This is a genomic window from Serratia sp. BNK-12, from assembly GCF_047456085.1.
Lineage (GTDB): Bacteria > Pseudomonadota > Gammaproteobacteria > Enterobacterales > Enterobacteriaceae > Serratia > Serratia liquefaciens.
Genome location: NZ_CP179896.1, coordinates 1,675,093 through 1,686,936 on the forward strand (window position 1 = coordinate 1,675,093; position 11,844 = coordinate 1,686,936).

11 protein-coding genes are annotated in these 11,844 nt (G+C 58.3%); 9 read left to right on the top strand and 2 right to left on the bottom strand.

From position 1 onward, the window contains the following. The first annotated feature begins 32 nt into the window (after positions 1-32). Positions 33-662, top strand: coding sequence for a serine-tRNA(Ala) deacylase AlaX (locus tag ACMGG1_RS07565; RefSeq protein WP_048762548.1), 630 nt, complete (start codon positions 33-35; stop codon positions 660-662). Between the two features lie 16 nt (positions 663-678). Here ACMGG1_RS07565 and ACMGG1_RS07570 read toward each other — a convergent pair whose 3' ends face one another. Beyond that, positions 679-927, bottom strand: a complete 249-nt coding sequence (locus ACMGG1_RS07570; protein WP_048762549.1) for a hypothetical protein — start codon at positions 925-927, stop codon at positions 679-681. Between the two features lie 175 nt (positions 928-1,102). Between ACMGG1_RS07570 and ACMGG1_RS07575 the strand changes: the two genes are divergently transcribed. The 8 genes from ACMGG1_RS07575 to ACMGG1_RS07610 all read left to right on the top strand — a co-directional run bounded on the left by ACMGG1_RS07575 (position 1,103) and on the right by ACMGG1_RS07610 (position 10,714). Then, positions 1,103-2,728: a TIGR04028 family ABC transporter substrate-binding protein gene (locus ACMGG1_RS07575; protein WP_414161269.1), complete on the top strand. Its 1,626-nt coding sequence runs from the start codon at positions 1,103-1,105 to the stop codon at positions 2,726-2,728. Positions 2,729-2,738: 10 nt separating this feature from the next. Continuing rightward, complete coding sequence (locus tag ACMGG1_RS07580; protein WP_046373137.1) at positions 2,739-3,683, top strand: ABC transporter permease; 945 nt, start codon at positions 2,739-2,741, stop codon at positions 3,681-3,683. Then, positions 3,680-4,570: an ABC transporter permease gene (locus ACMGG1_RS07585; RefSeq protein ID WP_414161270.1), complete on the top strand. Its 891-nt coding sequence runs from the start codon at positions 3,680-3,682 to the stop codon at positions 4,568-4,570. The genes ACMGG1_RS07580 and ACMGG1_RS07585 overlap by 4 nt, the downstream gene beginning before the upstream one ends. Further along, the gene (locus ACMGG1_RS07590) at positions 4,567-6,243 is read left to right on the top strand and encodes a dipeptide ABC transporter ATP-binding protein (protein ID WP_414161271.1); all 1,677 of its coding nucleotides are present in this window, start codon (positions 4,567-4,569) and stop codon (positions 6,241-6,243) included. The genes ACMGG1_RS07585 and ACMGG1_RS07590 overlap by 4 nt, the downstream gene beginning before the upstream one ends. Further along, a complete protein-coding gene (locus ACMGG1_RS07595; protein ID WP_414161272.1) occupies positions 6,233-7,279 on the top strand; it encodes a putative FMN-dependent luciferase-like monooxygenase in 1,047 nt (348 codons plus the stop codon). Before ACMGG1_RS07590 ends, ACMGG1_RS07595 begins: the two co-directional genes overlap by 11 nt. Beyond that, entirely contained in the window at positions 7,276-8,394 is a 1,119-nt protein-coding gene (locus ACMGG1_RS07600) for an alkylhydroperoxidase domain protein (RefSeq protein WP_414161273.1), read from the top strand. Before ACMGG1_RS07595 ends, ACMGG1_RS07600 begins: the two co-directional genes overlap by 4 nt. Positions 8,395-8,652: 258 nt before the next feature. Further along, a complete protein-coding gene (locus tag ACMGG1_RS07605; RefSeq protein WP_122079831.1) occupies positions 8,653-9,561 on the top strand; it encodes a sugar glycosyltransferase in 909 nt (302 codons plus the stop codon). Further along, positions 9,539-10,714, top strand: coding sequence for an O-antigen ligase family protein (locus ACMGG1_RS07610; protein WP_414161274.1), 1,176 nt, complete (start codon positions 9,539-9,541; stop codon positions 10,712-10,714). The genes ACMGG1_RS07605 and ACMGG1_RS07610 overlap by 23 nt, the downstream gene beginning before the upstream one ends. Here ACMGG1_RS07610 and ACMGG1_RS07615 read toward each other — a convergent pair. Then, complete coding sequence (locus tag ACMGG1_RS07615) at positions 10,695-11,801, bottom strand: glycosyltransferase family 9 protein (protein ID WP_259217823.1); 1,107 nt, start codon at positions 11,799-11,801, stop codon at positions 10,695-10,697. The two genes, ACMGG1_RS07610 and ACMGG1_RS07615, sit on opposite strands and share 20 nt — an antisense overlap. Between the last annotated feature and the right edge of the window lie 43 nt (positions 11,802-11,844).

Consider the following 11,844-nt stretch of genomic DNA (forward strand, 5'->3'; position numbering starts at 1 on the left):
ATATAATGGGCTCTCTAATCAGGAGAAAAACCATGACCGAACGGCTTTATTATTACAGCGACGAATTACAGGGCGCAGCGCAGGTGCTGGCCTGTACCCCGATGGAAGAGGGTGGATACGCGATAGAGCTGGACGCCACATTGTTTCACCCGCAGGGCGGCGGACAACCGGCCGACGGCGGTAAGCTTGGTGGCATCCCGGTGCTACGCGTGGCGCAGCAGGGCGACAAGGTGCTGCATTTCACCGCCGAGCCGTTGGCCGCCGGGCCGGTGAGCGTGCAGGTTGATGGTGAACAGCGGCGGTTGCATACCCGTTGGCACTCCGCCGGGCATCTGATCGGCTGGCTGGGGGAAACCCGCGGCTGGCAACCGGTGAAGGCGCACCACTGGCCGGGCGAAGGGCGGATCACTTTCACACCGGGCGCGGAGCCACAAACGCTGGATCAGGATTTTCTTCAGGCGGAGTTGGCAAGGCTGATTGCGGCAGACCTTCCGCGCAGACAGGTGGCGGTTGACGGCCTGCGGCAGGTGGGATTTGGCGAACTCCCGACCTATGGCTGCGGCGGTACCCATGTGCCCTCGCTGGCTGAGCTGGGCGCGGTAAACATCACGGCGCTCAAAGTGAAAAAAGGCCAGTTGATTGTGCAGTACGCGCTAGATTAAAACGTCGTCCGGGCGGCTATTTCGCCGGCCCGGCCTGCCGCAGCATGGTGCAGAACGCGCACTGGCATCCCGCCTGCGGCAGCGCGGCGCAGGTACCGATATTGACCGGTTGCGCGTCCATCGCGTGAAAACCGTAAAACATATTCTCCAGGCTGTTTTCCGCTGCGCGCGCCTGTTCAGGCCTTGGCTCGGGCACCTTGGACTGAAACGCGGCGGCCCGACCGGCCAACAGGCCAAGGAACAACAGCGAAAGCTGAATTTTCATTTTCGTCTCCCCGATGTGATTTCTGATACGTTATAACAAAACACCCATTCTGCCAACCGTCGCTGCCTTGTGCATTTTCCGCCATAGGTTAGCGAAATTAGTTCGTTCAACTCCCCGCCGATTTGGTTTGTTATCTAATCCATAACATTCCGAAATAAAGAAGGCGTGGCACACTATGTTTAAGTTCTCTTTCAATAGATTAACCAGCGGAATAACAGTGGCATTGGGCTTGACGGTGGCGGCTACTCCGGCGCTGGCGTCGATGCAGGGCGGCACGCTGATCTACCTGGAACAGCAGGCGCACACCAACCTTTATCCGCCTTCCGGCGGCTTCTACCCCAACGGCGGCATCCTCAACCAGATCACCGACAAGCTGACCTACCAGAACCCCAAAACGCTGGAGATTGAGCCGTGGATCGCCGAATCCTGGAGCAGTAACGCCGACAAAACCGAATACACCTTCAAGCTCCGGCCGGGCGTGACCTTCTCGGACGGTACGCCGCTGGACGCCAACGCGGTGGCGAAGAACTTCGATACCTATGGCCTGGGCAACAAAGAGAAACGTCTGCCGGTCTCCGAGGTGATCAATAACTATGACCACAGTGAAGTGATCGATCCCTTGACCGTGAAGTTCTACTTCAAGCGCTCTTCGCCGGGTTTCCTGCAGGGTACTGCCACCATAGGGTCAGGGCTGGTTTCTCTCAGCACCTTAAACCGTAATTATGACGAATTGGGTGACGCGCGTCATATCATCGGCTCCGGCCCATTCGTGGTCAGTGCCGAAACGCTGGGGCGCGAAGTGGATCTCAGCGTGCGCAAAGATTACCGCTGGGGCCCGGCCAGGCTGATGCAGCAGGGGCGCGCCAATCTGGACGGTATCAAGGTGATCGTGACCGGCGAAGACAGCGTACGTATTGGCGCATTGCAGGCCGGGCAGGCGGACTTTATTCGCCAGATCCAGGCCTATGACGAGAAACAAACCCAGGATCAGGGTTTCACTATCTACGCCGCCCCAACGCGCGGCGTCAATGACAGCGTGGCCTTCCGGCCGGACAACCCGTTGGTGAGCGACCTGCGCGTGCGTCAGGCATTGCTGCACGCCACCGACAGCAAGCAGATCGTCGAGACGCTGTTCTCCGTTAACTATCCTCAGGCCAAATCGGTGATTGCTTCTTCCGCCGCCGGTTTTGTCGACCTTTCCGCCAAACTGAAATTCGACCCGGATCTGGCTAACCGCCTGCTGGATGAAGCCGGCTGGAAGAAGGGCGGCGACGGTCTGCGTGAGAAGGATGGCAAAAAACTGTTGTTGAACGTTTATGAATCGCTGCCGCAACCGCAGAACAAGGCGGTGCTGCAGCTGGTTTCGCAGCAGTGGGGCAAAGTTGGCGCGCGCTTGAACATTCTGGCGGGCGACGCCGGCAGCAAGGTGGCGGATAACCTGGATCCGCAGAAAACCCCGGCGGCGGTGGTGGAAGTAGGACGGGCCGATCCGGATGTGATTAAAAGTCAGTTCTACCCAACCAACCGCGATGCGCTGTTACAGCAAGGCGGGACGGGCAAAAACAGCGCATTTAAAGATGACAAGCTGAACGCGCTGCTGCTGGGCATCGCTTCAGAGGTGGACGCGCAAAAACGCCTGCAGATTGCCGGCGAGGCGCAAAACTACCTGCTCGATCAGGCCTACGTGATCCCGTTCTTCGAAGAGCCGCAGGTATTTGCCGGAGCGCCTTATCTCAAGGGCGTAAGTTTTGAAGCGGTCGGCCGCCCGAGTTTCTACGGCGCATGGCTGGAAAAACGCTGAGGAGACCATGATGAGCCGATATCTGGCACGGCGTATCGGGCAGGCGCTGCTGGTGCTGTGGGCGACCTTTAGCCTGTCGTTTATCTTACTGCAGGTGCTGCCGGGTGATGCCATTCTGATTAAGTTTCAGAATCCGGACATGGGCCTCAGCCCGGCGCAGATCGCCGATATGCGCGCGGCCTATGGCGCCGATGTGTCGCTGTGGCAGCAGTATCTGCATGCGCTGGGCAACGTGCTGCGCGGGGACCTCGGCTATTCCATTCAGGCCGGCGTGCCGGTGACGGAGCTGTTGGCCACCAACTTGCCCGCCACGTTGCAACTGGCGCTATTGGGGTTTTCGCTGGCGCTGATCCTGGCGTTGGCGTTGGCCTTTATCTCCAATTTGACCCGCTTTGGCTGGCTGAGGTCATTGCTGCAGTCGCTGCCATCGCTGTTTGTCTCGGTGCCGACTTTCTGGTTGGGCATTGTGCTGATCCAGCTGTTTTCTTTTCGGCTCAAGCTGATCCCGGTGATCAATCCGGGGGAGTGGGAAGGGCTGATCCTGCCGATTGTGACGCTGGCAATACCGATTTCCGCCCCGCTGGCGCAGATCTTGATCCGCAGTATCGACCAGGTACAAACCCAACCCTTTGTCGCCGTGGCCCGTGCCAAAGGCGCCAGCCGCAGCCGGGTGCTGTGGCGGCACGTGGCGCGTAACGCCATGCTGCCGGTGCTGACCATCGCCGGTATTTTACTCGGCGAACTGATCGCCGGTGCGTTGATTACCGAAACCGTGTTTGGCCGCAGCGGGCTGGGGCAACTCACCTTGCAGGCGGTGCTGAATCAGGACGTCGCGGTGCTGCAAGCGATCGTGGTGATTTCCGCCGCCGCTTTCGTCACCCTCAATCTGCTGGTGGATCTGCTGTTCCCGCTGCTGGATCCGCGATTGAAAACCCATACAGGAGCCGCCGTATGAGCAGTATCTCCTTTGAGAAATCCAGCGTGCCGGAGCGCGATCTGGGCGCGGTGGAAAGCGAAGGCACTTTGCCAACGCACCGTCCGCGCCGCCGTCGTGTACCGCTGACGCTGTTGCTGGCCTGTGCGGTGATTGCCATCGCGGTGCTGTGGGCGCTGGCACCGCAGCTGTTCACGGCCTACAGCGGCACCGAAGGCATTGCCGGGGCGCAGCGTTTGGCACCGGGGGGCGAACATTGGTTGGGCACCGATCAACTGGGGCGCGATCTCTATGCGCGCATTGTTTATGGCGCTTCGCAGACGCTGTCCGCCGCGCTGGTGGCGGTCGCTTTAGGCCTGCTGTTGGGCACCGCGCTGGGGCTGATTGCCGGTGCGGTGGGCGGCATCGCGGATGACGCGGTGATGCGCCTTGTCGACGTGTTGCTGTCGATTCCCGGTCTGCTGCTGTCGTTGAGCATCATTATTTTGCTGGGCTTCGGCACGGTAAATGCCGCCATCGCGGTGGGGATTACCTCGGTAGCGAACTTTGCCCGCCTGGCGCGCGCCGAGGTGGTACGGGTACGCCACAGCGATTACGTCGAGGCGGCCTATGGCAGCGGCGGTACCTTCTGGGCGGTGCTGTGGCGGCACATTTTGCCGAACTCGTTAACCTCGGTAATTGCCTTCTCGGCATTGCAGTTCGGCAGCGCGATTCTGGCGATTGCTACCTTGAGCTTCCTGGGTTACGGCACGCCACCGCCGACGCCAGAGTGGGGGCTGCTGATCGCCGAAGGGCGCAACTATATTTCCACCGCCTGGTGGCTAACCACCTTCCCGGGGCTGGCGGTCGTGGCGGTGGTTCTGGCGGCCAACCGCATCAGCCGCGCATTGGGGAGAACGCCAGTATGAGTATTCAGAGCGCATTACAACGGGCGAGCGCCACACCACCGGTACTGGAGCTGGAACAGGTTTCGATCGCCTATCAGGGCGCGGCTGGCAATCAGCGGGTGGTGCATCAGGTGTCGTTTGCCATTCAGCCTGGGGAAGTGGTGGCGCTGGTCGGCGAGTCCGGTTCCGGCAAAACCACCACCGCGCAGGCAATCATTGGTTTGCTGACGGAAAACGGTCGCCTGGAGCAGGGGGCAATACGGCTGAACGGCACCGACATCAGCCACTGGTCATCAAAGCGTCTGGATGCGGTACGCGGGGCGCAAATCAGTTTGATCCCACAAGATCCTTCCAGCTCACTCAATCCGGTGAAAACCATTGGCGATCAGGTGGCAGAGATCATCAACATTCACCGTCGGCTGCCGCGCAAGCAGCTGCAGCAGCGGGTGGTGGCGTTGTTGACCCGCGTCGGTTTGACGCATCCGGAGCTGCGGGCGCGTCAGTATCCGCACGAGCTTTCCGGCGGCATGAAACAGCGGGTGTTGATCGCCATTGCCATTGCGCTGCAACCGGCGTTGATTATCGCCGATGAGCCGACCAGTGCGCTGGATGTCACGGTGCAAAAACGCATTCTCGATCTGATCGACGAACTGCGGCAGGAGTTTGGCACTGCGGTGCTGCTGGTGACCCACGATCTGGCGGTGGCGGCGGAACGCGCCGATCGGCTGCTGGTATTTCGCCATGGCCGGGTACAGGAGCAGGGAGTGACTGCCGAGGTGCTGCGCGCCCCCGCCAGCGACTATACCCGCCGGCTGTTTGCTGACGTGCCCTCATTGAGCCGTGCAGTGGCGCCGCAACCCGGTCACCGCACGCAGGAGCTGGCGATCCAGGTCAATGGGCTGGTGAAAGATTTCCCCCTGGCCGGTAGCGGTGGCAAAACTTATCGGGCGCTGGACCAGGTGTCGTTCAGCGTGCCTGGCGGCACTACCCATGCGCTGGTGGGGGAGTCCGGCTCCGGTAAAACCACATTGGCGCGCTGCCTGCTCGGTTTCCAACGGCCGGACGCCGGGCAAATCATTATCGACGGCGTCGACTTTACGCGCTTGAAGGGCGAAGCGCTGCGCCAGTTCCGCCGCCGCATTCAGCTGGTGTATCAGAACCCATTCGGTTCGCTCGATCCGTCCCAGACGTTGTATCAGGTGATTGAAGAGCCGCTGCTGAATTTCGAGCCGCTGACCCAGGCCGAGCGCTATCGCCGGGTGCGAGATTTGTTTGAACGCGTGGCGCTACCGAACGAATTGCTGAGCCGTAAACCTCGCGAACTTTCCGGTGGCCAGCGACAGCGGGTGGCGATCGCCCGGGCGCTGGTGCTGCAGCCGCGGGTACTGGTGCTGGATGAAGCCACTTCGGCATTGGATGTCACGGTTCAGGCGCAGATCCTGCGGTTGCTGCAGGATTTGCAGCAGGAATTGGGGCTGACCTATTTATTTATCTCACACGACCTGGCCACGGTCAGGCAGATTTCCCACAGCGTTTCGGTGTTGCACCGCGGCGTGCAGGTGGACAGCGGGGCGACCGGTGAGCTGTTCGCCATGCCGGGCAGCGATTACACACGTCAGCTGATTGAAGCCATTCCCGGCCGTCAGCTTTATGCCGAACAGCCCCAGATTGAGGATGCATTCTATGAGCAGTAAAAGACTCGGTTTTTTCACCCGGCTGCTGGATCAGGGCAGTGCGCAGCAGCGTTATCGGCTGGCGACCGAACAGATCGTGCATGCCGAACGGGCCGGCTTTGACAGCGCCTGGGTGGCGCAGCACCATTTTCATGAGGACGAGGGCGGCCTGCCTTCACCGCTGGTGTTTCTGGCGCAGGTGGCGGCGCGAACCCGCCATATCCGGCTCGGCACCGGGGTGATCACGCTGCCGATGGAGTCTGCGATTCGGGTGGCCGAAGACACTGCGGTGCTGGATCTGCTGTCCGACGGCAGGTTGGAAGTCGGTATCGCTGCAGGCGGCACGCCTTCTTCGTTCAGCGCCTTCGGTTTCGACGCCACACAGCGTCACGCGGTGTTTGCCGACAATTTCAGCACCCTGCTGCGAGCCTGGCGCGGTGAGGCCCTGGGTGGCGAAGATAACCGCCTGTATCCGGCGGCACCGCAGTTGGCCGAACGGGTCTGGCAGGCGACCTTTTCGGTGGAAGGCGGCGAGCGCGCCGGGCGGGCCGGTGACGGCCTGATGCTGTCGCGTACTCAGCCGCGCCCGGCAGATGCGCCGGATTTGCCGCTGGACGAATTGCAGAACCCGATTATCGACGCTTATCTGGCGGCGCTGCCGCCCGGCATTGCGCCGCGCATCATGGGATCGCGCACCGCATTGGTAACCGACCATGGCCAACAGGCGCGGGACTTTGCCGCCAAAGGGTTGAGCCGTGGACTTGATCGCCTGCGCGCCAGTGGCCACCGGCCGACCGACGAGTCGCTTGATGGGCTGATCCGCGCCTTTGACGTGCACCTTGGCACCCCGGAGCAGGTGATTGCTTCATTGCAAAAAGACAGCGCGCTGGCGCGAGTGACCGATCTGGCATTCCAGGTGCACTCTATCGATCCGCCGCACGCCACCATCCTGCGTTCTATTGAATTGATCGCCCGCCACGTTGCCCCGGAGCTGGGCTGGCAACGCCGCAATCCCGCATCCGTCTCCTACGAACATCACGCTGAGGAAAAGGTATGACTGCAACATTGCTCTCTAAAGATTTGCTGGCTGAGCTGGCAGAGATCGCCCCCAATTCTGCATTGGCTCAGGCCAGAGCTACCCGACAAGCGGCGACAGATGCGATTCAGGCCAGCTATCTGGCGCTGTTCTCCCCCGCTGATGCCGGCGATTTCCCCGTCGCGCAACGGTTGCAGCTCGCGCAGCGCATCAGCGAATGGCATGCGGACAAGCTGCTTGCTGCACACTACGGCACCTTGTTGCAGCAGGAGAGGGGCGTTCAGCCTGGCCCGCATTTGCAGGCAGCGTTCGATCACGCCGAAAGGCTGGCGTTCAAACCCGCCAGCGCCGACGCGCAGCATTTGCAGGCATTGCAACAGGCCGGCTGGACGCTGGACGCTATCGTCACCCTGTCGCAGCTGATCGCCTTTGTTAGTTTTCAGAGCCGCTTGCTGACGGGTTATCGGCTGCTTGAAGGAAAACCACTCGAAAGCTCCGGCGGAGCACCCGTCAGGGCTGGCGGGTGGCGTACCGAATCCGTGACTCTTGGCGGCCGCCACGCACCACCGGTGTTTACCCGCCAGGAACTGGGTTGGGAGCCCTGGATTGCCGCCAAGCCGCTGGCAGAGTTTGATGAGCAAGGCCAGGCGCTTTTGACGCGCTTCGGGCACAGCGACTCGGATTATTTCCGCCTGCTGGCGCGTAACCATCCGGTGCTGGAGCAGAGAACGTTGGCGGATCGCGCCATTTTCTACACGCCGGGTGGGTTGGAACGTAAGGATCGCGAGCTGGCGGCAACGGTGGCCAGTAAGGTGAATGGCTGCATCTATTGCGCTTCGGTGCATGCCCGCAAGGCGGCGCAGTTGTCCAAGCAAACGGATGAGGTACAGCGGCTGCTGGATGTGGCCCCGGGCGGCATTTTGAGCGAGGGGCAAGGGGAGCCGTGGCGGACTCAGATAGACTTCGCCGCTGCGCTGTCCGCCACGCCGCCACAGGTCAATGCCGGGCATCTGGCGGCATTGCGCGAGCAAGGGTTGGACGAACTGGCGTTGCTGGATCTGGTGCAATCGACCGCGTTCTTCGCCTGGGCCAATCGGCTGATGCTGACGCTCGGCGAGCCTTTCGACGATCTATAAATAACCCTTAGCACAATCCACGTTAATGGGGCGAAAGTATGCGCCCCTAGGCAATTAAAGAATAATTATTACCGTTCCCTACAGGTTTTTAACTCGGTTAACAAATCCACACACCTCTTTTCGTTAACATTACGAAGAATTCAAAATGCAATAATTGCCCATGTTCATTAATGCTCAGATACTCAGCCCTACAATAAATCTAATGCGGTCAGGACAGTTCTGTTCGGCGCAAATACATTTTTACAGGGCAGGGATACGATGGGCAGTTTTCTTAAGCAGGTGTATCGTTATTCTCATTCACGGCCTTATCGGCACAATGAAAATCTCTGGCCCTACGTAAAAATCGAACGTGCAGACAGCGGCGAGATTGCCGAATTACATTATAAAAAGCAGACTGTTCCTATAGTGACGCTGTCAGCTGTTAAAGACAGCTGCAAGGGGCCCATATTATTGACCGCTACGGGGCCGTCGGTGAATGCCATTCGCTTTAGTGAACTGCCTGAGATGCCGGCCATCGGGGTCAATGGGGCTTTTAGTCTAAGCCAAAAGGTTAACTTTCGGTTTTATGTGATTGTCGATATGGGGTTTATCGATCGGCGGCCGGATATTATCGAAAACATTATTCAGGCGCCGGATTTAATCCTTTTCACCACGGTTCACGGCGTGGCGAAAATTATTGATTGCTTCACCCTGGCAGGCGTGAAATGCCGGTTTTCAGTGGTTGAGGACGCGAGCTGCAAAATTTACAGCCCCCAAATTCCTCTCTCGGCATTGTGGGACCATTATCACAAAGACCGCAGCGTTTTTTTCTCGCCTGGCAACAAAACCATCGCCTTCAGCCACGATATTCGACACGGAGTTTTTGATGCCGGCACGGTAGTGTATTGGGCTTTTCAGATCATTGCCTTTCTTGGGTTTAAACAGCTATTTATTGCCGGGCTGGATATGAATAACTTTAATTTGCCGCGTTTTTATGAAACTCATGAAAACAAGCTGCCGACATTTTTGCCGGAGAAGGTCGATGACCTGATTATTCCGGCATTTAGCCATGCCGGTGAGAGAATGAAGATGAGAAAAATGGTGATTAGAAACTTTTCATTAAACAGCGCAATAGATACCGGTATTTTTGAAAAGGTTGATAGTAATGATTTTTTCAAAAATAATTGAGTTCACCGAACGACTCTCTTTTTACGCCATGCTGGCCTTTTCTTTTTTTAGCGCCATTTTTTGCGGTTTTACCCGGGTCAATAATTTATTCCACCTCGCGGCATTCTTTTTTCTGCTGACGCTGGCCACACGCCCCGGAGTTCGCTCGGCCTGGCTTAACCGGCGTGCCGCAAGCGCGGGAATGGCGCTGGTAGCCTGCTTTCTTGCCTATTATGCCGTCAGCAATCTTTGGGGCGGCACGCCGGATGATACGGCATCTACCCTGACGCACGGCGTTTATATCCTGCTCTATCTGGCCTTGCTGGTCACCGTATTGGAAAGTCCGGAGCGCAACCTGCTGCTTTGCGCCGTGATCGCCGGCATCACGCTGCTGTGTTTGTATCTGGCGTGCGTTGATTTCCGGGAAATTTATTCTCTCCGAGAAACTTCCGGAGCCAACCCTGGCCCGCGCAACGTGATCGACCTGGCCGGCTATGCGGCGTTGGGCATCATTCTAAGCCTGATGGTGTTCCGTGATACCGGGAAGAAAAGGGCGCTGTCAGCGATCCCGCCGTTGTTCGCTTTTATGGTGTTCACCCAAAGTCGCGGACCCCTGATGGCCTTATTGGCGGCGTTGGCGTTAACCACCTCCTATCTGGCGCTGAATAAAAAATCGCTGCTGGCCATTGCGGCCGCGGTGTTATTTGCCGTGGGTGCAGTGCTGTTTTCACCAATCGGTGAAATGTTGATTACGCGTTTTGAAGAGCTGTATCAACAGAGCTTTGTGCGGATGAGCATTTGGCGGCACAGCCTGTTGCTGGTCGAACAGGCACCGTTCTTTGGCTATGGCTTTGATAAGCAGCTGACCTTTACCAATTACACCGGCGAGTTTATTCATACTACCCATAGCCTGTATTTGGGAGCGTTGCTCAAAGGCGGGTTGGTGGGGTTTTGCCTGTTTGCCGCTTTATTGACGTTTGGCGCACAGCTGGCCGTGCGTCATATCCGGGCCGGTCGCCGCCTGGAAGCGGCTTTGTACCTGTTTATGCTGATTTTCTACTGTTCACAGGGCATGTTTGTCATCGCGAACCCAGCCGAGTTTTGGTACCTGTTTTGGTTCCCGCTGGCGATGGTCTTTGCCCAGCCTCCGCTGATTAGCCCACCGGCGCGCTAATTTTCAGCGCGTTCGTCACTTTTTCAAACACCTCATTTTCAGTGATGATGCTGAGCGGCTGTTGGCGTTGCGCGGCATTGAGCTTTTGTTCATCCACCGGGACGTACATCACCTGATGCAATTCACTGTTTTGATAGGGGCCGGTGTGCTGTGGATTGGCGGTAACAAACAGGCTGACGGTCGGTGTTTTCAGGGCGATGGCCAGGTGCAGTGGGCCGGTGTCGCCGGTGACCAGCACCTGCATGTTCGACATCACCGCCAGCAGTTGCGGCAGGGTGGTTTTGCCAATATGGCTGACCACGCGCAACTGCTCGGCTGCCGTCAGCCCCGCCATAAACGCCCGTTCAATAGACAGTTCTTTGGGGCTGCCGATTAATTCAATCTGGTGGTGCGGCGAAGATGCCAGCAGCAGTTTCGCCAGACGAATAAACTGCGCGACCGGCCAGCAGCGCAGCGTTTCAGAAGCGCCCATTTGCAAGCCGATCGAAATTTTTCCTGCGGCTTTAGCCACTGGCGAAAACTCGACAGGAATAAACATCTCGGTGTTGTCGCTTTGGCAGCCCAACTGAGCCACCAGATCCAGCTTGCGTTGAATCAGATGGCCGCCGGTGCTGCGGCTCACGCCACACAGCCAGGGCTCCATGCCGGTGGCTTTATTACCGTAAGCGTCTTTGAAGACATATTGGCAACCGGCAATAATGGCGACCATCACATCATAAGGGGATTTGGAGTGCAGGATAATCGCCAACTGAGGCCGGTGTTGGCGCAGTTGGCGAATAACACCGAGCATGTCTTTCGCTTTATGATCCCAATAAATAACCTGATTAAAGCAGCGGCTGGTCGCGACCAACTGTTTGTTCTTGTGGCTGGAAATCAGGGTGATGTTTGCTGCCGGGTAGCGTTCACGCACCGCGCGGATCGCCGGCGTGTTAAACATCAGGTCGCCGAGGGCGCTGGTGGAAAAAATCACGATGCGTTCAAAAACCTGCTCAGGCTGAAAATGGGTCTTATCCTTAAAGTTGCCACCCAGCCGGGTATACATCCGCAGGCCAAGGTTGGCCGCCGCTATTTTCCACTGTTTTGACATCTTGTTCCGCTTTGGGTTGATGGGCATGCCGATCTGAACCCTG

Excerpts from the sequence above, each read along its gene's own strand:
- ACMGG1_RS07565 (WP_048762548.1), top strand. The coding sequence starts at position 33 with ATGACCGAACGGCTTTATTATTACAGCGACGAATTACAGGGCGCAGCG.
- ACMGG1_RS07570 (WP_048762549.1), bottom strand. The coding sequence starts at position 927 with ATGAAAATTCAGCTTTCGCTGTTGTTCCTTGGCCTGTTGGCCGGTCGG.
- ACMGG1_RS07575 (WP_414161269.1), top strand. The coding sequence starts at position 1,103 with ATGTTTAAGTTCTCTTTCAATAGATTAACCAGCGGAATAACAGTGGCA.
- ACMGG1_RS07580 (WP_046373137.1), top strand. The coding sequence starts at position 2,739 with ATGAGCCGATATCTGGCACGGCGTATCGGGCAGGCGCTGCTGGTGCTG.
- ACMGG1_RS07585 (WP_414161270.1), top strand. The coding sequence starts at position 3,680 with ATGAGCAGTATCTCCTTTGAGAAATCCAGCGTGCCGGAGCGCGATCTG.
- ACMGG1_RS07590 (WP_414161271.1), top strand. The coding sequence starts at position 4,567 with ATGAGTATTCAGAGCGCATTACAACGGGCGAGCGCCACACCACCGGTA.
- ACMGG1_RS07595 (WP_414161272.1), top strand. The coding sequence starts at position 6,233 with ATGAGCAGTAAAAGACTCGGTTTTTTCACCCGGCTGCTGGATCAGGGC.
- ACMGG1_RS07600 (WP_414161273.1), top strand. The coding sequence starts at position 7,276 with ATGACTGCAACATTGCTCTCTAAAGATTTGCTGGCTGAGCTGGCAGAG.
- ACMGG1_RS07605 (WP_122079831.1), top strand. The coding sequence starts at position 8,653 with ATGGGCAGTTTTCTTAAGCAGGTGTATCGTTATTCTCATTCACGGCCT.
- ACMGG1_RS07610 (WP_414161274.1), top strand. The coding sequence starts at position 9,539 with ATGATTTTTTCAAAAATAATTGAGTTCACCGAACGACTCTCTTTTTAC.
- ACMGG1_RS07615 (WP_259217823.1), bottom strand. The coding sequence starts at position 11,801 with ATGTCAAAACAGTGGAAAATAGCGGCGGCCAACCTTGGCCTGCGGATG.